The organism is Streptomyces sp. NBC_01520 (assembly GCF_045040375.1).
Taxonomy (GTDB): Bacteria; Actinomycetota; Actinomycetes; order Streptomycetales; family Streptomycetaceae; genus Streptomyces.
In genome coordinates, this window is the sequence record NZ_CP109404.1 from 912,497 (window position 1) to 936,023 (window position 23,527).

General features: G+C 70.5%; 18 protein-coding genes, 1 tRNA gene and 1 pseudogene. 11 read left to right on the top strand and 9 right to left on the bottom strand.

The window, feature by feature from the left end:
- Positions 1–2: 2 nt before the first annotated feature.
- From OG524_RS04135 to OG524_RS04175, 9 genes are all read left to right on the top strand, one after another.
- Positions 3–3,446, top strand: coding sequence for an amino acid adenylation domain-containing protein (locus OG524_RS04135; RefSeq protein ID WP_405809107.1), 3,444 nt, complete (start codon positions 3–5; stop codon positions 3,444–3,446).
- Between the two features lie 34 nt (positions 3,447–3,480).
- Positions 3,481–4,506 carry a guanitoxin biosynthesis L-enduracididine beta-hydroxylase GntD gene (gntD, locus tag OG524_RS04140; protein ID WP_405392302.1) on the top strand — a complete coding sequence of 342 codons (1,026 nt, stop codon included), beginning with the start codon at positions 3,481–3,483 and terminating at the stop codon, positions 4,504–4,506.
- A gap of 14 nt (positions 4,507–4,520) precedes the next feature.
- Positions 4,521–5,681, top strand: a complete 1,161-nt coding sequence (locus OG524_RS04145; protein ID WP_405392301.1) for a pyridoxal-phosphate-dependent aminotransferase family protein — start codon at positions 4,521–4,523, stop codon at positions 5,679–5,681.
- Positions 5,678–8,008 carry an amino acid adenylation domain-containing protein gene (locus OG524_RS04150; RefSeq protein ID WP_405392300.1) on the top strand — a complete coding sequence of 777 codons (2,331 nt, stop codon included), beginning with the start codon at positions 5,678–5,680 and terminating at the stop codon, positions 8,006–8,008. Before OG524_RS04145 ends, OG524_RS04150 begins: the two co-directional genes overlap by 4 nt.
- A 98-nt stretch (positions 8,009–8,106) precedes the next feature.
- Entirely contained in the window at positions 8,107–9,360 is a 1,254-nt protein-coding gene (locus tag OG524_RS04155) for a cytochrome P450 (RefSeq protein WP_405392299.1), read from the top strand.
- A 22-nt stretch (positions 9,361–9,382) separates the two neighbouring features.
- On the top strand, positions 9,383–10,132 hold the full coding sequence (locus tag OG524_RS04160; protein ID WP_405392298.1) for a thioesterase II family protein: 750 nt from the start codon (positions 9,383–9,385) through the stop codon (positions 10,130–10,132).
- Positions 10,129–11,400, top strand: a complete 1,272-nt coding sequence (locus OG524_RS04165) for a cytochrome P450 (RefSeq protein WP_405809110.1) — start codon at positions 10,129–10,131, stop codon at positions 11,398–11,400. The genes OG524_RS04160 and OG524_RS04165 overlap by 4 nt, the downstream gene beginning before the upstream one ends.
- Entirely contained in the window at positions 11,388–12,161 is a 774-nt protein-coding gene (locus OG524_RS04170; RefSeq protein WP_405809112.1) for a thioesterase II family protein, read from the top strand. Before OG524_RS04165 ends, OG524_RS04170 begins: the two co-directional genes overlap by 13 nt.
- Positions 12,162–12,164: 3 nt before the next feature.
- Positions 12,165–13,424 carry a winged helix-turn-helix domain-containing protein gene (locus OG524_RS04175; RefSeq protein ID WP_405809113.1) on the top strand — a complete coding sequence of 420 codons (1,260 nt, stop codon included), beginning with the start codon at positions 12,165–12,167 and terminating at the stop codon, positions 13,422–13,424.
- Positions 13,425–13,860: 436 nt separating this feature from the next.
- Here the strand turns inward: OG524_RS04175 and OG524_RS04180 are convergent.
- The 4 genes and pseudogenes from OG524_RS04180 to OG524_RS04195 form a co-directional block, all read right to left on the bottom strand.
- A pseudogene (locus tag OG524_RS04180) lies at positions 13,861–14,670 on the bottom strand (IS5 family transposase); the annotation flags it as partial.
- 104 nt (positions 14,671–14,774) lie between these two features.
- Positions 14,775–15,239 (bottom strand): Ig-like domain-containing protein, encoded by a 465-nt coding sequence (locus tag OG524_RS04185; protein ID WP_405809115.1) that lies wholly within the window; start codon positions 15,237–15,239, stop codon positions 14,775–14,777.
- 216 nt (positions 15,240–15,455) lie between these two features.
- The gene (locus OG524_RS04190; RefSeq protein WP_405809117.1) at positions 15,456–15,605 is read right to left on the bottom strand and encodes a hypothetical protein; all 150 of its coding nucleotides are present in this window, start codon (positions 15,603–15,605) and stop codon (positions 15,456–15,458) included.
- A gap of 356 nt (positions 15,606–15,961) precedes the next feature.
- A complete protein-coding gene (locus tag OG524_RS04195) occupies positions 15,962–16,135 on the bottom strand; it encodes a hypothetical protein (protein WP_405393430.1) in 174 nt (57 codons plus the stop codon).
- Here OG524_RS04195 and OG524_RS04200 point away from each other — a divergent pair.
- Positions 16,053–16,427, top strand: coding sequence for a DUF1254 domain-containing protein (locus OG524_RS04200; protein ID WP_405392292.1), 375 nt, complete (start codon positions 16,053–16,055; stop codon positions 16,425–16,427). The genes OG524_RS04195 and OG524_RS04200 overlap by 83 nt on opposite strands.
- Here the strand turns inward: OG524_RS04200 and selB are convergent.
- The 3 genes from selB to OG524_RS04215 form a co-directional block, all read right to left on the bottom strand.
- Positions 16,411–18,198, bottom strand: a complete 1,788-nt coding sequence (gene selB / locus OG524_RS04205; RefSeq protein WP_405392291.1) for a selenocysteine-specific translation elongation factor — start codon at positions 18,196–18,198, stop codon at positions 16,411–16,413. The genes OG524_RS04200 and selB overlap by 17 nt on opposite strands.
- A gap of 2 nt (positions 18,199–18,200) precedes the next feature.
- Positions 18,201–19,508, bottom strand: coding sequence for an L-seryl-tRNA(Sec) selenium transferase (gene selA / locus OG524_RS04210; protein WP_405812427.1), 1,308 nt, complete (start codon positions 19,506–19,508; stop codon positions 18,201–18,203).
- A gap of 35 nt (positions 19,509–19,543) precedes the next feature.
- Positions 19,544–19,637: transfer RNA gene (locus OG524_RS04215), tRNA-Sec, on the bottom strand.
- Between the two features lie 56 nt (positions 19,638–19,693).
- Here OG524_RS04215 and selD point away from each other — a divergent pair.
- Positions 19,694–20,737 (top strand): selenide, water dikinase SelD, encoded by a 1,044-nt coding sequence (gene selD, locus OG524_RS04220; protein ID WP_405392290.1) that lies wholly within the window; start codon positions 19,694–19,696, stop codon positions 20,735–20,737.
- Between the two features lie 55 nt (positions 20,738–20,792).
- Here the strand turns inward: selD and OG524_RS04225 are convergent, their stop codons facing one another.
- Together OG524_RS04225 and OG524_RS04230 are read right to left on the bottom strand one after the other, a co-directional pair.
- Complete coding sequence (locus OG524_RS04225) at positions 20,793–21,731, bottom strand: penicillin-insensitive murein endopeptidase (protein ID WP_405392289.1); 939 nt, start codon at positions 21,729–21,731, stop codon at positions 20,793–20,795.
- A 34-nt stretch (positions 21,732–21,765) separates the two neighbouring features.
- Positions 21,766–23,514, bottom strand: coding sequence for a glycoside hydrolase domain-containing protein (locus OG524_RS04230; RefSeq protein ID WP_405392288.1), 1,749 nt, complete (start codon positions 23,512–23,514; stop codon positions 21,766–21,768).
- Between the last annotated feature and the right edge of the window lie 13 nt (positions 23,515–23,527).

A 23,527-nucleotide genomic window follows, 5' to 3' on the forward strand; every position in this document is an offset into this window, starting at 1 on the left:
GCGTGCACGGCGCCTTCGAGAAACGGGTTCTTGAATACCCGGATTCCGTCGCCGTCGAATCGGTGGACGGGCGGCTGACCTATCGGGAGCTGGACGAGCGCGCAGACGGCCTCGCCCGCCGCCTGGCCGGCCTGGGAGTCGGACCGGAGGCTCCGGTCGCCATCTGCGCCGAGCCGTCGGTCTCCTTGGTGGTGGCGATCCTCGGAGTGCTCAAGGCGGGGGCGGCCTTCGTTCCGCTGGACCCCGGTTATCCGCCCGCACGACTGGCCGGTCTGCTCACGGATTCCGGCGCCGCCGTCGCCCTGGTGCAGACCGAGCTGACAGGCCTGCTCTCCGGGACCGCGGCCCGCCTGGTTCCTCTGGACGTGGAAGGTCCGGGTGCCGAAGAGGGACCCGAGGGGCGGCTCTCGGCCGATGTACCGCCCGACGGAGTGGCCTGCGTCTACTACACCTCGGGCTCGACGGGTTCGCCCAAGGGCGTGCTGGTCACACACCGGGGCCTGCTCAATCTGGCCTCGGCCGCCGCGCAGGAGTTCGGTCTCGCACCCGGGGACCGCTTCCTGCAACTGGCCTCGATCGGCTTCTCCGCCGCACTGGAGGAGATGTTCCCGTCGCTGTTGTGCGGGGCGACTCTCGTCCTCGCGGGCTACCGGCGGGCACTGCCGGACGTCAGGCACTTCCTGGGTGTCCTGGAAGAGCGGCGGATCACCGGATTCGAGATCACCACGGCGTACTGGCACCAGCTCATGGACGAGCTGAACGCCACCGGCGACGTCCTCCCGGCCCGTATCCGTTTCGTGGTCGTCGGAGGTGACCGCGCCCGCGCGGAACATGTGCTCGCCTGGCGCAGGACCGGCATACCGCTCATCAACGTCTACGGTCCCACTGAGGCGACCGCCACCGCGAGTTACCACCACACCGGCAAGGAACGCCCGGACCCGGACGGACTGCTGCCGATCGGCCGGGCCATCACCGGTGCCCGTATGCATCTGCTGGACGTGCGCGGGCACCCCGTGGCCCCCGGCGCGAAGGGCGAGATCCATGTGGGTGGCGCCTGCCTGGCGCGCGGCTACCTCGGTGATCCGGCCCAGACGGCCCGGGCGTTCGTGCCGGACCCGTTCGGTGCCGCGGGAGAGCGCCTGTACCGCACCGGAGACCTGGGCCGCGTCCTGCCCGACGGAACGGTCGAGTTCCTCGGCCGCCGCGACAACCAGATCAAAATCCGCGGGGTCCGGATCGAGCCCGCGGAGGTCGAGGCCGCCCTGCAGCGATATCCCGGGATACGCCAGGCACTGGTGTCGGCCTCGGCCGACGAACCGGAGGACCGGCACCTGGTCGCGTATCTGACCGCAGGAGAGACCGGCCCGCCCGACGAGGGAGAGCTGCGCGCACATCTCTCCTCCGTCCTTCCCTCACAACTGGTCCCGAGCGTCTACGTGGTGCTCGACGCGATGCCGCTGACCGCGCACGGGAAGGTGGACCGTGCCGGGCTCCCTCCCGTGACCGCGCACAGACCGCGACCGGCCACGCCCTACGCCGAGCCCCGGACCGGCACAGAGGCCGCACTCACCGGGCTCTGGGCAGAAGTGCTCAAGCGCGAACTCATCGGCGCCCGGGACGACTTCTTCGCACTGGGGGGCAACTCCCTCCAGGCGGTACGTATCGTGGCGAAGGCCCGCCGCAGATTCGGCGTCGCACTCCACCCCAACGATCTGCTGGCGGAGCCCACAGTGGCCGCGTTCGCGGCGAGAATCGACGGCCTGCTGCGGGAGACCGCCCCGCACGGCACCGACGACGAAGCGCTGTGGAAGCACTGGCGTGAGGAACTGCGGTCGTTCGAACTGCAGACCGTCGCGCAGACCGGGCAGGGGGGCGCCGGGCCGCTGAGCCTGTCGCAACGGGGCCTTTGGATGCTGAGCAGATTCCAGCCCGGGATCCCGCTCTACAACGAGGCATGGCAGTGCCGGCTGCACGGCCCGCTCGACAGGGCGGCGCTCGGTTCCGCGCTGTCGCGGATCGCGGAGCGCCACGAGGTGTTGCGTACCCGTTTCGCCATGGCCGGCCCGCAGCCCGTCCAGATCGTCGACAAGTCGGCCGAACCACGCATGGAGTTCTGCGATCTCGCCGGTGTGGATCCCTCCCGGCGCCTCGACGCGGCCCTCGCCCTGCGCGACGAGGCCATCATGGTGCCGCTCGACCCGTCCGAGGCTCCTTTGGCGAAGGTCTGGCTGTTCCCGCTCGCCGAGGACGAGCACCTGATGGTGCTCACCATGCATCACATCGTCTGGGACGGAATCTCGAAGGAGGTGTTCCTCGATGAACTGGTGGCCGGGTACGAGGCGTTCCGCCACGGCGAGGACCCCGTGCCCCAGCCGCTCCCGCTCACCTACCGGGAGTACGCGCTCTGGCAACGCTCCCATCTGACCGGTACCACCCTGGACCGGCTGCTCGGCTACTGGCGCACCCAACTGGCCGACCCGCCGGAGCCGCTTCCCCTGCCCACGGACCGGCCCGCGCCGCCGGTGCAGGACTACGCCGGCGCGAGGATCGTCCTTCCCTTGGCCCCCGCCCTGCGCGATCGGGTGATCGAGGTCGCGCGGTGCGAGAACGTGACCCCGTTCATGCTGCTGTTCACCGCTCTCATCGCCCACCTGCACCACAGCACCGGCCAGGACGACCTCTGTGCCGGCACACCGCTGGCCAACCGGACACTGCCGGGAACCGAGTCGCTGATCGGTTGCTTCATCAACTCGGTCGCCCTACGCGTCAAGATCGATGACGGCATGACCCGCCGTCAGGCCCTGGCGCGGGTGCGCGCGACCTGCCTCGACGCGATCGCGCACCAGGAGCTGCCGTTCGACAAGCTGGTGGAGGAGCTGCGGCCCAAGCGCATTCCGGGGCGCAGCCCGTACTTCCAGGTCTGGTTCGCCATGGGTGACGACACGCTGCTGCCCCGGAAGTCGCCCGGCCTGTCGATCGACGGCTTCGAGGACCTGTCCACCGGCCTGTCCACCGGCATGGCCAAGCTCGACCTCAACTGGATCGTGGTGGACCGCGGTGATCACTACGCGCTCTCGCTGACCTATCGGACCGGTCTGTTCGACGAGGACACGGCACGGTCGATGGTGAACGCGTTCCAGGAGCGGCTGGGCGAAATCCTCCAGGACCCCGGAGCACCGTTCCGCCTGCCCGCGCGACCGGACGGCGGGCAGGACGACGGCCTCCGCGTGGAGGAGCGGCTCCTGGCCCAGTGGCGGGAAATCTTCCACAACGACGACATCGTCCCGGACGACGACTTCTTCGAGCTCGGCGGCTATTCGATGCTCGCCGTGGAGGTGATCACGCACGTCCAGGAGGAATTCGGCGTCGAGATCTCCTTCGCCGACTTCTTCGAGGTCCCCACGGTCGCGGAACTCGCCAGGAAGATCACGTCACCGGGGTCCTGAAGACACCCCGCAGATACCGGAAGGAGGTACCGCGATGTTCGTCATCGAGGTGTCCGACGAGGACCGTCGTCGGACGGAGAGTCTGGTGGACGAGCTCACGAGGAGGTTCACATCGGTCGATGACCCTGCCCTCCTCGACGAACTCACCCTCTGCGCACAGGAGTTGCCACGGAGCATCAGAGAGCAGGTGAACCGGTTCAGGCTTCACGAGCCCTCCGGCTGTGTGCTTTTCTCCGGTTTCCGCGTGCGGGACGACCGCATCGGTCCGACCCCGTCCGCCTGGGACGCCGCCGGCCCCGGCGCCGCCCTGCGGGAGGACCTTCATCTGCTCCTGTGCGGCTCCCTGCTCGGCGATCCCATCGCCTGGGCCACCCAGCAGGACGGACGGCTGGTGCACGATGTGATCCCGATCGAGGGCCACGAGCACGAGCAGATCAACTCCTCCACGGCGGCCGCGCTGTGGTGGCACACCGAGGACGCCTTCCACCCGTACCGCGCCGACTACGTCGGCCTGATGTGCCTGCGCAACCCGGACGGGGCCGAGACGACACTCGCGCACTTCGACGACCTCACCCTGGACCCGGCTTCGGCCGGCGCCCTGGCTGAAGCCCACTATGTGATAAGGCCCGACGAGTCCCACCTGCCCAGGAACCGGGACGGCGGGGGCCGGCTGGACGCGCCCGCCGAACTGATCGAACGCAGCCTCGCCCGGATCGAGCGGATGGCCACGGCGCCGGAACCGACAGCGGTGCTGTTCGGCGACCCACGGTCCCCGTACGGCCGCCTCGATCCGTACTTCATGGACCTCGGCGGAATCGCCCCGGCCGCGGTTCAGGCCTTCGAGGAACTGGTCAAGGACATCGACGACCGGCTCATCGGTGTCGTCCTGAGCCCGGGCGACGTGCTGTTCGTCGACAACTACAAGGCGGTGCACGGGCGTAAGCCCTACACGGCCCGCTACGACGGCGCCGACAGGTGGCTCCGGCGGATCAATATCGCTCGTGACCTGCGGAAGTCACGGGACGCGCGCAACGGCCCGGCTGCGCGGGTCATTTTCTGAGCGAGAGGAAACCCATGAGGAAGTACCGGCTCGCGGTTCCTGGTCCGACGCCGCTGCCACCCGAGGTCGCCGCGGTCGCGACCCTCCCCATCGAGGACGAGCGGACGGAGCGCTACTCCGCCGTCTTCATGAGGGTGATCGACGGCCTGAGAGAGGTGCTGCGCACCCGCAACGAGGTCCTTCTGTTCACATCGAGCATGACCGGTGCCTTCGAGGGCACGGTGCAGAACCTGTTCTCGCCGAACGACCGGGTACTGGTGGTCAACAACGGTGCCTTCGCGGGTCGTTGGGTCGAGCTGGTCCGGACGTTCGGCCTTGACGTCGTGGAGGTCGCGGGAGAGTGGGGGCGCCCGGTCGACATGGCACACGTCGCGCGAGTCGTCGCCGACACACCGGACCTGGTGGCAGCCGTCGCCGTTCACTGCGAGACCTCCACCGGCGTGGTGAACGACATGCGGGCCTTCGGCGAGGCGACCCGCGGCATCGTGAGCATCGTCGACTCGGCCTCCGGAGTGGGCGCCTGCGAACTGCGCACCGACGAGTGGGGGCTGGACGTCGTGGTCGCCGGCTGCCAGAAGGCGCTGATGACACCGCCGGGGCTGGCCTTCGTGAGCCTGAGCCCGGACGCGTGGCTCCTGCACCGGCGCGCTGCCCTGCCCAGGTACTACTTCGACTGGGACAAGGCCCGTGACGCCATGCGCTCCGACATTCCGGGCACGCCCTGGACGCCGGCCATCTCACTGATCAGCCAGTTGGACGTCGCGCTCCGCGGACTGCACGAGGAGGGTGTCGACGAGGTCGTCGCGCGGCACGTCCGCCTCGGGCGTATGGCCAGAGCGGGCGTGCTGGGCATGGGCCTGGACCTCTTCTCCCCCGACGACGACCACGGCAGTGCCGTCACCGCGGTGCAGCTGCCGGAGGGTATCGACGCCCGCTCGCTCGTCGGCCATCTGCTGGAGGCATACGGCGTACAGATCGCCGAGTCGGCGGGTCCGTTGGCCGGTCGGGTGGTGCGTATCGGGCACTGCGGCCATGTGGACGCGTTCGACGTGGTCACCGTCCTGAGCGCCTTCGGGCTCGCTCTTCAGGATCTCGGACACCCGCTCGATGTGGGGAACGGGGTCGCCGCCGCGCTGCGCGTCGATTCGCACACGCTCGTGAGAGGACTCCGATGACCGCGCCGGATCTCGCCGCCACCACCGCCCCCCACACACGTCCGGCCACATCGGCCCGGGATACCCCTGGCATCGATCCGCAGGCACTCGCCGCCTTCATGGCCGTGCTCCATCGGTTCACCGCAGAGGAGACCATCGAGGTGGTCTGCCGGTCTGCCGACGCGGACTCCACGACCGTCACCGCGTGCTTCGCGGACGCCCCGACCTTCGATGCACTCGTCGGCAGGGTCAGGGAGGCGCTGAACCCGGACGGCCCGGAGAGCACCGGCCCCGCCTTCGCGGCCTCTGCGGCCTTCGGGCCGGAGACGGGAGGCTTCGTACTCGTACGCGACGAGGAAGCAGCCACCTCACCGCGCCCGTGGCCGTACCGTGTCCTCGCGACCGGGTCGGCCGGCCCGCTCACCGTGTCCGCCCTCGACGACGCACTACGGGTCGCCGCGGCCGACGGCGCGCGGGAGCCCGGCCGTCCGGCTCAGGAACTCAGGCTCACGGAGGACGAGCAGCGGTGGCGCGCCTACGGAACCGGCACAGCAACACCGTCGTCGGCGATGTGTGTCCACGAACTCGTCGGGGAACAGGCCGCCCGGTCGCCGCGGGCGATCGCGGTCAGCCAGGGCGACGAGACCCTGACGTATTCCGAGCTGGAGGAGCGGGCAGGATCTCTGGCCCGCCGGCTGCGCGCACAGGGTGTCGTGGAGGGCGACGTGGTCGCGGTGCTGCAACGGCGCTCACCGTCGATCATCGTCACGCTGCTCGCGGTCCTGAAGGCGGGCGCCGCCTATCTGGCGATCGACGCGCAGGACACGCCCGCCCGGCACGCTCGGCTGATCGGGGAATCCGGCGCCCGACTGATCGTCACCGAACACGCCCTGCGGCACCGGGTACCGGACGGCGTCCGCGTACTCAAGCCCGACGACAGCGGTGCGGGTCCCGTCGCGGACGACGAGAAGCAGCCCTGGACCGCGGCTCCGCCCACGCTTCCGGCTCCGGCCCGGCAGAGTCCGGACACCCTCGCGTATGTCGGTTTCACGTCCGGGACCACCGGGCGGCCGCGTGGCGTCGGTGTACCCCACCGGGCGGTCGTCAGGCTGGTGCGCAGACCGAACTGGATCGACATCCAGGACGACGACGTCTTCCTGCAGTTCGCGCCGATCGCGTTCGACGCCTCCACCCTGGAGATCTGGGCTCCGCTGGTCAACGGCTGCCGTCTGGCGATGGCCCCGGACGGTGCGCTCGACCTCGATCAGCTGGCCACCTTGCTGAAGCGGGAGGCCGTCACCGTCCTGTGGCTCACCGCCGGACTCTTCCACCAGCTGACCGCGAACCGCCCGGACGCACTGGACGGGGTCCGGCATCTGGTGGCCGGTGGCGACGTCATCTTCCCCGGTCATCTGGAACGGCTGCTGGAGGCCCGTCCGGACCTGCTCTTCACGAACGGCTACGGGCCCACCGAGAACACCACGTTCACCGCCTGCTGGACCGCCTCCGCCCCTTGGTCCGGTGACACCGTGCCCATCGGACGCCCCGTCACGGGAACCCACGTCGCTGTGCTCGATCCGGCGTTGCGACCCGTACCGGCGGGATTCCATGGGGAGCTCTACGCGTCGGGTGACGGTCTGGCACGCGGTTATGTGAACTCCGCCGCCGCGACGGCAGAGCACTTCCTGCCCGATGTCTTCTCCGGTGTGCCGGGTGCGCGGATGTACCGGACCGGTGATCTGGCGCGGTGGTCCGCGGACGGTTCACTGGAATTCCTCGGCAGAGTGGATCACCAGCTCAAGATCCAGGGCTACCGGGTGGAACCGAGCCACGTGGAGGCCGAGTTGATCCGTCTCCCCGCCGTGCGGGACGCCGTCGTGGTCGCGCAGCCCGACGACGCGGGCGGCAAACGGCTGCTTGCCTACGTCGTCATGACCGAGGAATCCGGCGCCGACCCGGGCGTACGCCTACGGGAACAGCTCCGCCCGACGCTGCCGCCCTACGCCGTGCCGTGGGCGATCGTCGTCGTCGGCGCGCTGCCTCTCAAGACAAACGGGAAGGTCGACCGCCGGGCGCTCCCTTCGGCCTCGCGCGTCCCGCGCAACGTGGGGAACGCGTTCACCGAGCCCCGGGACGCGGCCGAACGGCGGCTGGCGGCCCTGTGGGGCGAGGTCCTGGGGGTCGAGCCCATCGGTGTCGAGGACGACTTCTTCGACCTCGGGGGGCACTCCCTGCTGGCGGCGGAGCTGCTCGGAACGCTCAAGGAGGGATACGGGGTAGAGGTGCCCGCCCGGGTGCTCTACCTCCAGCCGACGATCGCTGAACTCGCCCGGTACCTCCGGGCCTGATCCGTGCCCGCGGCGCCCGCCCGGCCCCCGCACGCCTCCAGGAACACCCACAGACCACTCTCAGGTCCCAGACTCACAGCAAGGAAGGCGAAGGAGTCATGAGCGCAGCCATGCGTGGATGTCCCGTGTCGACCGCCGTACCCGACCTGACGGACCCGGTTCTGTACAGCGACGGCGATCCGCATCTGATCTTCGGCCGTCTGAGACGGCAGGACCCGGTCAGCTGGACGGCGAACGGAGAGGGACCGGGCTTCTGGTCGGTCACGAAGTACCGCGATGCCGACATCGTCCTGCGGGACCACTCCCTCTTCACCTCGGAGCGCGGCACCCTGCTGAACATTCTCGGTACGGACGATCCGGCCGGGGGCAAGCAGATGGCGGTGACCGATCCGCCCAAGCACACACGCCTGCGGGAACCGCTCCAGCGTGCGCTGTCCATGAAGTCGGTGGAGCGGCACCGCGAGACCATCCGCGGCACGGTCGTCCGACTGATCGAACCCCTTGCGGACGGTGGTGTGTTCGACTTCGCCGAGGCGATGGTGGCGATGCCCATGGCGGTCACCGGGACGCTGATGGGACTGCCTGCGGCCGACTGGCCACGCCTGGCCGACCTCACCACGGCGGCCATCGCGCCCGATGACCCGGAGTACACCCTGCCGCTCGGCCCGCAGGTCACTCTGGAGACCGCCCACAGGGAGCTGTTCGCGTACTTCCAGGACGTCGTACACCAACGTCGCAAGGCGCCCGGCGACGATCTGATCAGCTTCCTCATGGGCATCGAACCGGACGGCCGCCGGATGACGCCCGGCGAGATCATGTCCAACTGCTACAGCTTGCTGCTCGGTGCCAACGTCACCACCCCGCACGTGGCCAGTGCCGCGATGGCGACCCAGACAGGGACCGGCGTCTTCGAGGACTGGGCGGCTCATCCGGAACTGACCATCGGCGGCACCGAGGAGGCGCTGCGCTGGGCCTCGCCCGCCAACCACTTCATGCGCTACGCGGTCAAGGACGTCGTTCTGGCGGGGCGCGAGATCGCGGCGGGCGAGGCGGTCGTGGTCTGGCTGGGTTCCGCCAACCGTGACGAGGAGGTCTTCACGGAACCCTTCGTGTTCGACATCCGCCGCAAGCCGAACCGGCACATCGCCTTCGGTATCGGGCCGCACTACTGCGTGGGCCACACCGTGGCCAAAGTGACACTCCGGCTGCTTTTCGGAGAACTGCTGAGCAGATTCGAGGGGTTCGAGCTCGTGGGCGAGCCGGAGCGTCTGCGGTCGAACTTCGTAGCCGGCTACAAGCACCTGCCGATCGTCGCCCGGGTCAGGAACCTGCCCGGGACCGTCTCCTACTAGCCCTCGACCCCGGAGCGAGACCATGTCGAGCACCACGAAAAGGAGCGGCAGCGCATGGCTGCTGCGTGACCCCAGTCCCGACTCGGACGCCCGGCTCTTCTGCATCCCCTATTCCGGCTGCGGCGCCAGCATGTACCGACAGTGGCCCCGGTTCGTCGGCGGCATCGAGATCTGCCCGGTGCAACTGCCCGGTCGTGAGAACCGGCTCCGGGAGACCCCGCACGCCACCTACCAGGCGATGGCGGACGACCTGGCCGAGGGACTGCGCCCGTACACGCAGGACCGGCCCTACGGTCTGTTCGGGCACTGCGGGTCTGCGCTCGGGGCGTACGAGACCGCCGTACGGATCACCGAGCGCGGATATCCGGGCCCCGCCCGCCTGTTCGTCTCTTCCCAGGTGGCTCCGCACGAAGGGCCTTGCGGGCGGTTCCTCGGCATGACGGACGCGGAACTGCTCGACGAACTACGCCGGTTGACGATCAAGCTCGGCGGCACGCCCGTCGACAGTCTCCTCGAACTCTCACTCGGTGTGCTGCGCGCCGACATCGACGCCAACAAGCTCTACCACGTGGCGGAGCCGCCGAGGCTGCCTGGCCCGCTGACCGCCATCGGATGGGCTTCGGATGCCGAGGTGCCGCACACGACGATGACCGGCTGGCCGGTCTGTGGTGAGACGGTCTTCGAGCTGCTGGAAGGCGAGCACTACACCTTCACGGAGGCTCCGCCCGCACTGCTCGACGTCTTCGCGCGGGGCCTGGGGGCGGCGACGTGACGGCGGGACCGGACTCCGCCACGGAACCGGCCGACGCCGTGGTCACGGACTTCGACAGTCACGACCCGGCGTTCGCGCGGGACCCCTTCTCCGCCCTCGACCGTCTGCGCGCCGCCTGCCCGGTGTCCTGGAGCGGCGCCTGGGACGGATTCTGGGTGCTGGCCGGGTATCGTGAGGTCGCTGGTGTGACCCGCGACCGGCGGTTTCGCACCGCACACCCGAGGCCGGACGGGCAGTTGCAGGGTGTCAGCATCCCGCCCATCGGCCAGACCGGGCGGATGATCCCCCTGGAGCTCGACACCCCCGAGTCCCTGCCGTACCGCCGGCTCCTGGCGGGGTTCTACACGCCCAGCCGGGTTGCCGCCCGCATACCGGAATTCCGGCGGCTGGCGGCCGAATACGTGGACGAGTTCGTCCGGGCCGGCCGGGGCGACATCGTCCAGGTCCTGACCGAGCGACTGCCCAGCGTCCTGACCCTGCGAGACATCGGCCTGCCGGAGGACCGCTGGGCCGAGGTCAACGCCGTGCTGGAGACGGCGCTGAGCAGTGCCCCGCACGATCCTGAGGGTGCCCGGGACGCCGCCCAGGAACTGTGCCTGATGATCGTCGAGGCGCTGGAGGAGTGCCGGGACGGCGGGGGGAGCGGACTGATCCCCCAGTTGCTCGGCTCCACCGTCGGGGGCGAGCCGGTACCCGACGAGGCGATCGTCTCCATGATGTACGTACTGCTCCTCGGCATCCACCCGGTCTCCAGCCTCACGGCGACCTCCCTGTGGCACCTGGCAGGACAGCCGGCACTCAGGCGGAGGCTGGTGGCCGATCCCGGGCTGATCCCGGGTGCGGCCGACGAGTTCCTTCGCTGGGTCTCCCCCATCCAGTCGACGGTCCGCACCGCGGTCGAGGACGTCCGGCTCGGCGGTCGCGAACTCCGGGCGGGTGAGCGGGCGTTCCTTTCCTGGGCCGGGGCCAACAGGGATGAATCCGTCTTCCCCGACGCCGGCCGCCTGGACCTGGACCGCGATGCGACCGCTCATCTCTCCTTCGGCGGAGGACCTCACTACTGCGTCGGAGCGGGCACGGTACGCGCGATGTTCAGCGCGATGCTGGAGGCGGTGCTGACGAGGATGCCCGGCTACGAACTGGAGCAGGGTGCCGAGGTCACCTGGTTCCCGGACGTCAGCTTCTTCTACGGGGTCACCTCACTCCCCGTCGTGGCCGGCCCGGGCACCGCCGAACCGGCGACGGAGGGGGAGCCGTGCAGTTCCTGACCCGCGAGGGCGCGGGGCCGTGGCTGCGCACGTACCACCGGGGCGGCGCCCCGCGGGTGCGGCTCCTCTGCTTCCCCTTCGCCGGAGGCAGCGCCTCCATGTTCCGAGGCTGGCCCGCGCTGCTGCCCGCGCACATGGCGGTCGAGGCGGTTGTACTGCCCGGGAGGGAGAAGCGGCTGCGGGAGCCGCCGATCGACCGGATGGACGTTCTCGTCGCCGCCCTTGTCGCCGCCCTGCGCCCCCGACTGGACCTGCCGTACGCTCTGTTCGGCTACAGTTTCGGCGCCCAGGTGTCGTTCAACCTGGCGCACGCGTTGCGCGACGCGGGCCTGCCCGACCCCCTGGGTCTTTTCGTCGCGGCGAGCGCCGGACCGAGCGAGCTCTGCGATGTGCCCGGCCTGAACGAGACCGACGAGGAGTTGATCGCCTACATGCGGGCGCTCGGCGGCACTTCCGCGGATGTACTCGGCAACCCCGGGCTGCTGGAACTGACGCTGCCCGCGCTACGGGCGGACCTCACAGCGGTGGCCGCCCTGCCCTACGCGGCGCGCCCGGCGCTGAACGTACCGATCCACTCCTTCTCCGGCGAGGCGGACCCGACGTCCGCCCGCCCGTCCCTGATGGCGGCCTGGGACCGGGAGACGACCGGTGGCTTCACCCAGACCGTCTTCCCGGGCGGCCACTTCTTCATCGACCACGCCCTCTCCGACCTGGTTCTGGCCGTCCGCCGCGACCTGGACCGGCTGATGGCCGAGGAATGAGCAATGCGACCGATCGAGCTGCGTCCCCAGCACGCCCGCCGGCTGGCCATCAGCTGCCAGCACCTGGAGGGCCCTTGGCCGTCCGCAGGTGACCACGGCCGCATGTGGGAGGTCCTTCGGACGCTCCGGTGTCTACAGCTCGATCCGATCGATGTCGTCGCGCACAGCCATCTCTTGGTCCTCTGGAGCCGGCTGGGAATCTATGACCGGCAGGAACTGGAGAACCTTCTCTGGAAGGAGCGCCGGCTCTTCGAGTACTGGGCGCACGCGGCCTCGATCGTCCTGACCGAGGACTACCAATTGCACCAGGTCATGATGCGTGGCTATCTGGTCGACGAGCAGTCGGTGACCCGGCAGAAGATCGCCGACTGGTTCCAGGCCAACACCGCACTTCGCGACTCAGTACTGGAACGCCTCCGTGACACCGGCCCGCAGCGGACGGACGGTTTCGACGACCGCGCCGCTGTCGCCTGGAAGTCCGGGGGCTGGTCCTCCGGCCGCAACGTCGACCGCATGCTCGACATCCTCTGGACCCAGGGCGCGATCATGGTCTCCGGGCGCTCCGGGAAACGGCGCCTGTGGGACCTGTCCGAACGTTGTCTGCCCACGTGGGTGGACCGGACCCCGCTGCCGGAAACCGACATCGTCACGCGCGCTGCGGAGCACTCCCTGAGAGCGCTGGGCGTCGCCCGCAAGAAGGACATCGAGCAGTACTTCATCCGCTCCCGGTACCCGGGCCTCGCCGACGTCATCGCCCGGCTGGTCGACGAGGGCCGATTCGTCCCCGTCGCCCTGGAAGGCGCCTCCGCCCGTGAGCGCTGGTACGTTCATGCCGACCGTCTGCCCCTGACCGAGCGGATCGTCGGCGGCGATTGGACTCCCCGCACGACGCTGCTCTCGCCGTTCGACAACCTGATCTGTCATCGCGAACGCACCGCTCGCCTCTGGGACTTCGACTTCCGTTCGGAGATCTACGTCCCCAAGTCCAAGCGCCGCTACGGCTACTACGTGCTGCCCATCCTGCACGGGGACGCCCTGATCGGCCGAGTGGCCCCACGCCTGGACCGCACGAGTGGCACGCTCACCCTCGAGGGCGTCTTCGCGGAACCGGCCGCGCCCACCGGAAAGGCCACGGCGGAAGCGGTGGGCAAGGCCGTCACCGCTCTCGCCACCTTCCTCGGCGCGCGCCGGATCGAACACGAGGGTCCGGTTCCCGCACAGTGGTGCGACGCCCTGCTCCCGGAGCTCGCCGCGCACGGCTGAAGGCCGGGGGCTGTTCACGCCACAACGGGACCTCACGGGATGTTCGGAACGCAATCGCCTCCTGGTGCCGCACCATGCCGGTCCCTCCCCGGTGAGCGGTGGCTCCAGGACGACCGCCTGCGTCACCGCGTTGCCGACCGCGGCGGAACCCGCCTCGGCACGCGGACGGTCGGCGGGGCCGCGATACCGACCGGTCCCCATCCGTGGCGAACGGCCTCGCCACTCCGATGTTCCCGCCTCTGTGCCGAGGAGCGCCGGCACAGAGGCGGGAACATGGCGGGTGCGGCCTGCGCCGAGGCCTTGCAGTCGTTCCTCCGAGCTGTCGAGGAACGACAACCGCACCTGCGGTCCGCGTTGTCGACGTTCGTGTCCGCCAACCTCCGTTAAGGCAACCCTGAGCGTAGCGGGCCGCCCTACGTTTAGACCGTGTCCTACGGGTCAGTTTGAGGAACCGTTTGTAGCAGCAGGGAGCGGTTGCCAGTCCGAGAAAGGCCAGGTAGTTGCCTGGTTTGCGCTCGTAGCGGTGGTTGAGGCGGCGGTAGCCGGTCAGCCGTGACCTGGTGCGTTCGATGACCCACCTGCGCCGGCCAAGCCGCTCGCTGGAGTCGATGCCTTGCGTGCGATACGGACCCCGATGTACTTGCCCCAGAGCCGTCGCCGCAGGTGGGGGATGTCGTACGCCTTGTCTGCGTGAAGGCGGCGAGGCTTGGATTCCGTCGCGTGGGATTCGTGTCCCATGTGGAAATGGGACAGCATCGGCTTCAGGGCCTGGCTGTCGTGGGTGTTGGCCGCGGAGAGCCCGATGCGTAGGGGCAGTCCGTCCACGTCGGCCAGGACGTGCATCTCGGAAACTGGCCTGCCCCGGTCCACGGGGCTCGGACCTGCAAGTTCGCCCCCTTTTTCAGCGCGGACGTGCGCGGAGTCCAGGATCGCCGGGACAGGTCGGCCAAGCCCTGTTCGTCCAGGAACTGGAGAATCTTCTGATGCAGCCGGCCCACACTCCAGCTCTCGACCAGACGGCGAAGCGGCGGTGCACGGTCGACTTCGACGCCCCGAAGCACGGCGGGTATGGCCCGCCAGGCGCACCCGCTGACCAGGACGTAGATGATCCCGCGAAGACCGCCTCATCATCGATGTTCGCGACCCCGCTTTCACCTTGCGGCCGCACCCGCGCCGGCGGCAGCAACGGCCGAGCTGTCTCCCAGAGTCCGCCCGGAACGATCCATCCCCGCCGTCCACTCCCCATGACCAGTACAACTGACCATGTGGGACACGGTCTTAACGGGCGGACGAGGGGCACCACGGCCCGTGGCACCCCCTCGCACGCGTCGAACACCAGACGGGACGAGCTCACTTGTGGATGCGCGTCACATTGTGGCTGTTGACGTTGACCTCGTTGTGGATGTCCCCGACGTGAAAGTCGATCAGCCCGCACAGCAGGCAGCCCGGGTTGCCGGCCGGGCGAGACGGGGCTTGGGACACGGTGACGGTGGTGGTGCCGCTCGAAGCGCTGCAACTGTCGTCGCCGTTGTAGGCGGCGGTGATGGTGCGTGTTCCGGTGGTCGTGAAACCGGTGGTCAGTGAGGAGTGTCCGTCGGCGGAGACGGGTGCGGTCGCCAGGAGGTCGGGGCCGTCGAAGAACGACACGCCGAGGCCGCCGCTCGGGTCCGAGCTGCAGGTCACCGTCGCGTCGAGGGTCACCAGCTGCCCGGTCGCGGCCGAGGAGGGCGTGGCCTGGACCGTGGTCGACGACGGATCGGCGGCCGCAGCCGACGGAGCGAGGGGCAGCACTGTAGCCGCCGCTACGGCAACCACGAGTCCGAGCTTACGTGCAAGACACGCTTTCACTGAGGGGCCTCCTCGGTCCGATCGTCAGACGGGGTTCGCCTGACCGTTCGGAGCGTGACCTTAGGCCGCTTTTGATGGCATGTGCGGTAGGCGCGGGTCCCGGCGAACCCACCTGAGTCATCGGCTCGCTCGAATGCGCTGGAGCGAGCCGGTGGAGCGGGCCGACGGCGCCGATGCGACTGGCTAGATCGCGGGAGGCGCGACGCGCTGGTAGGCGAGTGGGTTGCTGGTGCCGCCCGACGTCGTGACGCTCACCAGCACCGAACCCGCCGGACCCGCCGGGGCGATCACTCGGAAGTCCTCTCCGAGCGGTGACTGGGTGTTCCGATCCACGGAGGTCTCCCGAACCGGCCCAGGCCGACTCGTTCGGCCGATGGCAGACGGGATGTGCGGAGGCCTCATCCGGACGGGATGAGTTCGGTCCCAGGAGGGAGGCTTGTCCGCGAGGACTCGATGGACCATCGCCTGTTGTGCAGACACCTGAATTGACCCATCAGAGTGATTCCCGCACCAAGGGAATTGACGCGATCTCAACCGTCTGGCGGAGCGCGACAGGCGTGCGGTGGCGTGCGTTCCGGTACACGGTCGCCTGCTGGGCCCCCTGACGGGGGCGCTGGGCAACGGCCGCGTGTGGTCATGAACTTATGGGGTGTGGCACTGTGCTGGGCCCACGCCGGGAAGGCCCGCCCTCACGCAGCTGCACCGACGAGCAGCGCGCCCCGGTCCCAGGACTTGCGGCCGTTGCCCTTGATCTTGTGAAACGGTACGACCGAGGGGCCGATGGACGAGGGCGGTCGGGCACCGACGCCTCCGAGTCCCCACATCGACCTGCTCCGGCAGGCATTCCTGCGGCGCTTCGACATCGAACGCACCTTCCGCCTGTTCGAACAGAAACCTGCGCCGGACCGGCCCGAAGCTCCGCAGCCCCGAAGCCGCCGACCGCCGGACCTCGCTGATCCTCGCGGTCTTCACCCAGTTCCGGCTCGCCCGCCCACTGGCGGCCGATCTCCGCGGGCCGTTGGGAGAACCCCACCCCGCCCGAGGCGCTACTGGTTGCCGCCGATCCTCCCGGCCTGGACGGATTTCTTCGCCCACCCGGGCAGCCGCACCACCGGAGGTCGGGGCCGGCGGCATGCGATCAGCGTGATCCGGTGACCGACGCCGGCCGCCCCCGTTGCGCGCACCGGCGGCGCTTGTCGGGAAGCACCTGGGTGATGCCGTGACCGTCGCAGTGCTCCAGCAGGGGAACGGTGACGCGTCGGGTGGTGCCCAGGGCGCGGCTCGCCGTTCCCACGGTGAACGGTTGGTCGAGTTCGCTCAGCCGGTCGGCTGCCAGCCGGGGGGCGTCCGGCAGCAGCACCACGTGCTCCGCGAGCCGCAGTATCGCTCCGTGGCGCACCGCCGCGGCGAGCTCTCGGCGGCCGAAGCCGAGTTCCGCGAGCCGCTGCGCGTGGGGGGCGGCGAAGGGCCGCCCGTCGAGTTCAGCGGTGAGCCGGCGCACCGCGTCCGCCACAGAGGCGGACTGTGCCGCGGGCCCGGCGGTCACACGTCCGCGGCTCATCCGCAGGGGCGGCGTGACCAGTGCCTCCACGAGGGAGACCGCCGGCAGCCCCAGACGATGCCGGGCGGCCTCCACCGGTATGCCGTCCTCGATGGGCCGCTCGGAGAGGTACGCCGCCACCAGTTCGGCCAGCCGGGCGCGCAGGGTGGTCCAGTGTGCAGGGTCGGCGAGCCAGTCGCCCACAACAGGTGTGGTGTGGACGGCCACCCCCATCGCGGCCAACTCCCCCCGCCTGACCAGTAGTCGGCGCCGCAGCTCGGCGGCCTCGGCCGGTGCGCCGTGGGCGTCGCCCAGCTCGGCGGCCCGCCGTGCCGCCGCGCCGCGGCGCCGCAGTTCCGGTGGCTGGGGGTCGAGCACCGTCAGACCGGCGAGCACCCGTCGCAGGCCGGGATCGCGCAGCACCGCGCGGTCACCGATGCGCAGCGGCAGTGGTTCCGGCAGGGTCAGGCGGACGAGGTCCGGACCGAGCGACCGTACGCGCACGGGCACCGCCGCCGAGCCGATGTGGGCGACAGCGGTGCGGGGCAGTTCTGTGGCAGGTGTTCCACCGTGTACGCGCACGTCGCAGCTCAGGCAGGGGAGGAAACTGTCGGGTGTGAGCAGGGCGTCACCACGGCCCGTCGACTCCTTGTCGAGGCCTCGGAGGTTGACGGCGACACGGGCGGTGGCCCGCACCAGGCCGGTCTCCTCGCCGAGTGCCTGCAGCCCTCTGACGCGCACGGGGCTGCCGGAGCGTGCGGTCACCAGGACGTCGCCCCTGCGGATCCGCCCCGCCCCGAGGGTGCCGGTAACCACCAGCCCGCTGCCGCGGACGGTGAAGGACCGGTCGATCCACAGCCGCACCGGGGAGTCGGCGTCCCCGTCCGGCAGCCGCGCGACCAGCCGGTCGAGGGCGGCGCGCAGCTCGGCGATTCCCGCGCCGGTGCGGGCGCTGACGGCCACGGCCTCGACGTCGCCGAGGGAGCTGGAGCGGATCCGGTCCCGTGCCTGCGCCGTGGCGGGACCGGGGTCGGCCACGTCGCAGCGGGTGACGGCCAGCAGTCCGTGCCGTACGCCGAGGGCGTCCACGGCGGCGAGGTGTTCGGCGGACTGCGGCTTCCAGCCCTCGTCGGCGGCGACGACGAACAGCACGGCGGGCACGGGTCCCACGCCGGCCAGCATGGTGGGCACGAACTTCTCGTGTCCCGGGACGTCGACGAACGCCAGCCGTTCACCCGAGGGCAGGTCCGTCGATGCGAAGCCCAGGTCGATCGTCAGCCCACGGCGCCGCTCCTCCGCGAGCCGGTCGGGGTGGGTGCCGGTCAGCGCGTGGATCAGTGTGCTCTTGCCGTGGTCGACATGCCCGGCCGTCGCGATGACCCGCATGTTCACCGCCCCGCCGCGCGCAGCACCGCGGCGAGGATGTCGCTGTCGGACTCCTCCGGTACGCACCGGAGGTCCAGCAGCAGCCGGCCGCGCACCACCCGCCCGAGCACGGCCGGTTCACCGGTGCGCAGGGGTTCTGCCAGGTTGTCGGGGAGGCTGAGCGCACAGGACGGCAGAACGGTCCCGGGTGCGCCGCCTCCTCCGACCACCGCCTCGTGGGGTACGACGCGGGCATCCAGACCTCGGCGGGCAGCGTCCTCGGCCAGGCGCAGCGTGCGGATGCGCAGCTGCGGCAGCGGCATGTGCACGGCTGCGTGCACGGGAGGTTCGGGACCGCGCAGTGTCGCTTCCAGCGCGGCCAGGGTGAACTTGTCCACGCGTAGGGCTCGGGCCAGCGGATGGCGGCGCATCCGTTCCACGACTGCGGCCACGCCGAGGACCAGCCCGGCCTGCGGCCCGCCGAGCAATTTGTCCCCGCTGGCGGTGACCAGGGTGGCCCCGTCGCGCAGGGCCGTGGCCGCGTCGGGCTCGTCCGGCAGCACCGGGTCGGGAGCGAGGAGGCCGGAGCCGATGTCGACGACGACGGGAAGGCCGAGTGACGCCAGTTCCCCGGTCCCCACTCCCCCGGTGAAGCCGCTCACCGTGAAGTTCGACGGGTGGACCTTGAGGATGAAACCGGTGTCCGGGCCTGCGGCGTCCGCGTAGTCGCCGAGACGGGTCCGGTTGGTGGTGCCGACCTCGCGTATCCGGGCGCCGCAGGAGACCAGCAGTTCGGGTATCCGGAATCCGTCGCCGATCTCCACGAACTCGCCCCGGCTGAGCAGGATGTCGCGCCCCAGGGCCAGCGTCACCGCCGCCAGGGCCAGGGCGGCGGCTCCGTTGTTGACCACGTGCACGGCCTCTGCCGCCGGCACCGCTTCCCGCAGGGCGGCCATGGCGCTGCGGCCGCGTGAGGCCCGCCTGCCGGTGCTCAGGTCCAGCTCGACGTCCGTGTATCCGCCTGCCGCCGCCATGGCCTCCAGTGCTGACGGCGACAGCGGCGCCCGTCCCAGATTGGTGTGCAGCACGACGCCGGTGGCGTTGTGCACGGGGCTCAGCCCGGCCGCGTGTGCGGGGAGCGCGGCAAGAGCGGCGGGGACCGCGTCGCCCGGGCCGATCCGTCCGTCGCGTACGAGTTGTTGGGCGGTGGCGATCGCGGCCTTGACGAGGGGCCTGCCCAGCCGTGCGGACGCCTCGCTCAGCCGGGGATCACCGAGCAGCACCGTGGTGCTCGGCACCTGCCACCGGATGTCCGCCGGCGGGTGCTGCATCTCGTCCGGCACCCGCGCCACCCCGTTCGAAGTCAGCGGAGGCGGACGGGAATCGAACCCGCCTGGCCCGGTTTCCGGACCACACCGATTTTGAAGATCGGGAGGGGCACCAGCCCACCCAACGCCTCCGGAGCAAGATTGTGGTCCCCGCACACTGCTGAGGCAAGAGGTGAAATGATCGACGTATGAAGTCAGTTGGCCCCGCTGCCGAACCCACCGCGCCCATACGGCTGACCCAGTACGCACACGGCGGCGGCTGCGCCTGCAAGATTCCTCCGGGGGAACTGGAGGCAATGGTCGCGGGACTGCTGCCGCCCTGGATTCCCGGACAGGCCCTCGGCGGCGGCGAGGACCGGCTGCTGGTCGGACTCGATGACGGTGACGACGCCGCCGTGGTGCTGACGGGTGACGGCACCGCCCTGGTGTCGACGGCCGACTTCTTCACACCCGTCGTGGACGACGCCCGCGACTGGGGCCGGATCGCCGCGGCCAACGCCCTGTCCGACGTCTACGCGATGGGCGGCCGGCCCGTCGTCGGGCTCAACCTGCTGGGCTGGCCCCGTGACGTACTGCCCGCGGAGCTGGCCCGGGAGGTCCTGGCGGGTGCGCTCGAAGTGGCCCGCGAAGCCGGCTGCTTCGTCGGCGGCGGCCACAGCATCGACAGCCCGGAACCGCTCTACGGAATGGCCGTGACGGGCCTGGTGGATCCGGACCGGCTGCTGCGCAACGACGCCGGCCGGCCGGGCGTGCCGCTGACCCTGACCAAACCGCTGGGCGTCGGCATACTCAACAACCGCCACAAGCGGACCGGTGAGGTCTTCGCGCACGCCGTCGCCAGCATGACGGCGCTCAACGACAGGGCAGCCGCGGGTGCCCTGGAGGCCGGCGCCGTGTGCGCCACCGATGTGACCGGATTCGGGCTGCTCGGCCATCTGCACAAGCTGGCCAGGGCAAGCGGCGTCACGGCCGTGGTGGATGCCGCCGCCGTCCCCGTGCTCGACGGCGCCTGGGAGTCCCTGCGGGCCGGGTACGTCAGCGGCGGCACCCTGCGCAACCTCGACTGGGTGCGCCCGCACCTTGACGCGGGACGGGCGAGCCAGGACCAGCTGCACCTGCTTGCCGACGCACAGACCTCCGGCGGGCTGCTGGTCGCCGGGGAGATACCCGGACATCTGGTCATCGGGGAACTGGTTCCCGCCGTGGCCGGCACCACACTGGTGATCCGCTGAGCGCTGCGGACGGCCGCGGGTCCTGGGCCGGAGCCCCGGGCCCGCGGCCGGCCCGCTACCGGTAGCGGATGTGCAGGTGGTTGTCGTGGTTCGGGTAGCTCGTGGTCAGCCCTTCCGAGATCAGCTGCGGATCGTTGAAGTAGATCAGCTGGACGTGGCCGGGTGCCTTCGCCCGGATCTCCTGCACGAGCCGGCGGGTGGCAGCGCGGTCGTAGGTGCTCGACTGCCAGGTGATACGCCCCGCGGTGCACTGGGCCGAGTCGGTGCGGGCCGGCCACACATCGATGTCCATCCCGACTTCGTGGCTGGCGTGGCCGGGTATGTCCCCGCCGTGCTCGAAGCCCGCGTCGCCGACGGGAAGTTTACCGTTCCCGGTCGCGGCGAAGGTGGCTGCGGCGGCCTCCAGCTGACCGACGGCACCGGCTGTCGCCCAGTGGGCGCCCGCGTTGCCGTCGGGGCTCTGTGCGCACATCGTGCTGCCGCCGAAGTTGATGTTCTCGTAGTGCCACAGCAGGTTCTGCCAGGTGGTCGGCCCGACGACGCCGTCCGCGCCGATTCCCGCATGGGACTGGAAGGTGCGGACGGCGGTGCCGGTGGCGGGTCCGAAGGCACCGTCGGTCGAAAGACCGGCGCCCCGCTTGGCATTGAGCAGCGACTGGAGGGCCGTCACCGCCGGCCCGTTGTCGCCCTGGCGTACGGTGATGGCGAGCGCGCCCCAGGTGGCGGGCCCGACGATGCCGTCCGCGGCCAGGCCCTTGGACTGCTGGAAGCCCACCACGGCGCTCTGCGTGCCCGAGCCGAAGGCGCCGTCCACCGCCACGGGGCGGCCGTGCGCGGCAAGCAGGTGCTGCAGCGCGACGACGTCGGAACCCCGGCTGCCGTTGCTGGTCAGCGGGAACGCCGCCTGCGGGAAGGCCTGCGCGGGGACGCCAAGCCCGAGGAACAGGCCCGCCAGAGCGGTGAACAGCGTGATGATGCGCGCGAGTCGTCTCACGGTCTCGGCCTCACATTCCTGTTCATCTGCCTGCTCACTTTCCCGACTGGAGGGCGCCCCAGGTGGCGGGGCCGACGATGCCGTCGGCGCCCAGCCCGCGCGAGGACTGGTAGTCGCGTACGGCCTGGGCGGTGCCCGAGCCGAAGATGCCGTCGATGGCAACCGTCCGGCCGAGCGCGGCAGTCAGGGCGCGCTGCAGCCGGGTGACGGCCTCTCCCGTCGAGCCGCTCTGGATGGTCGTGGTGGATCCGCGGGACAGCAGGGCCGTCCAGGTCTTCGCGCCGACCACACCGTCCGCCGTGAGCCCTCTGCTGGTCTGGAAGTTCCGGGCGGCGGTGGTCGTGGCGGGCCCGAAGATCCCGTCCGGGGTGCCGGGGTCGAAGCCGGCGGCCTTGAGCAGGCACTGGGTCGCCTTGACCCGGTCTCCGGTCGAGCCGCTCTGGACGGTGGTGTACGCGGTGAAGTCGAGGTTCGCCCCGGTGCAGGTGGGCGTGGGCGGGGTGCCGTTGCCGACGTCCAGGTAGTCACGGTCGATGTTGATCGAGTAGCCGCCGTAGGACTCGGTGACCTCGCCCACGTACTGGTGGATCCTTTGGTGGTTGGACCAGGAGGTGGACGGCACGTAGGAACCCGTGTTGGTGTCGGCCGCGCCGTTCCACCACGCGTAGAAGAGGTGGTCGACCCGCGTGTAGGCGCTGTTGTTGTACTCGCTTGCGGCGTCCCTGATGCCGGACGCTGCACTGGAGTAGAAGCCCGACAGATAGCCGCTGCTGTGCAGCCGTTCGGTCCAGCCCGACAGGTACGACAGCACGGCCGCCTTGCAGGAGGTTGTGGAGGTGTACGCCTCGATGTCGCTGTAGATGGCGCTGCCCGCCGGGATGCCGAGGTTCGACGCGGCGGTGATGGCGCCTGCCGCCGCGGTGACACCTTGGGACTTGGCCGTGGCCGGATCCGCGGACATCTTCAGCGAGAAGCCGGTGCACGGTGCCTGGCGGCCGACGTCGATGGGGAACAGATGCCATCCGTTGTTGGTCTGGCTGGTCACCCAGCTCGCCGTCAGGTTCGGCTGGGCGCAGCCGCGGAACGAGCCGCTGATGTAGACGCCGACCGCGCTGTACGGCGAGCTCGTCTGCCAGGCGTTCATTGCGGCCTGCGAGGGCGCGGTGCAGGCGTCGAATCCCTTGCCCAGGTAACTGCCGGGTTGTGGTCCGGCCGCGGCCAGAGGGGTGGCGTCGGACCGCTGGGCCGCGGCCGGCAGCGCGGTGCGCTCGGCGCCGCCGGTGAGCTCGGCCGAGGCGAGGACGCCGCGTACGAGGTTCTCGGTCTCCGGTGTGTGGGCGGCGGTCACGAGGACGCCGGCGTCCTCCACCGCGATCTGGATGGTGCCGTTGCTGGTCGCGGCAGTCGGGGCGATGGCCTTGCCGCGCTGGGTCCGTGCGGTCGCCGCCGTCGCCTGGCCGGCGGAGCGGGCGGTGATGGGCTCCACGACGATGCCCGCCGAACGGCCGACGACTCCGGCGGGGCAGTCGTTCTGCTCGGCGGGCTCACCCAGGTAGACGGCGGGTCTGTCGAACCGGAGGCAGGCGCGCGGGTTCTCGGCCAGATCGACCACCTGCCAGTCGGCGGGCACCTCGATGCGGTAGCCGTGGTAGGTGACGCTCTGCAGGCTCTCGGGCTGGGAATCTGCCTGGGCGGGGACGGGGGCGGCGAACGCGCCGATACCGGCGAGCACCGCCAGCAGGGCAGTTCCGGCGCGGGCGCGCCAGGGGATCCGGGAGGACATCGGTTCACTCCTA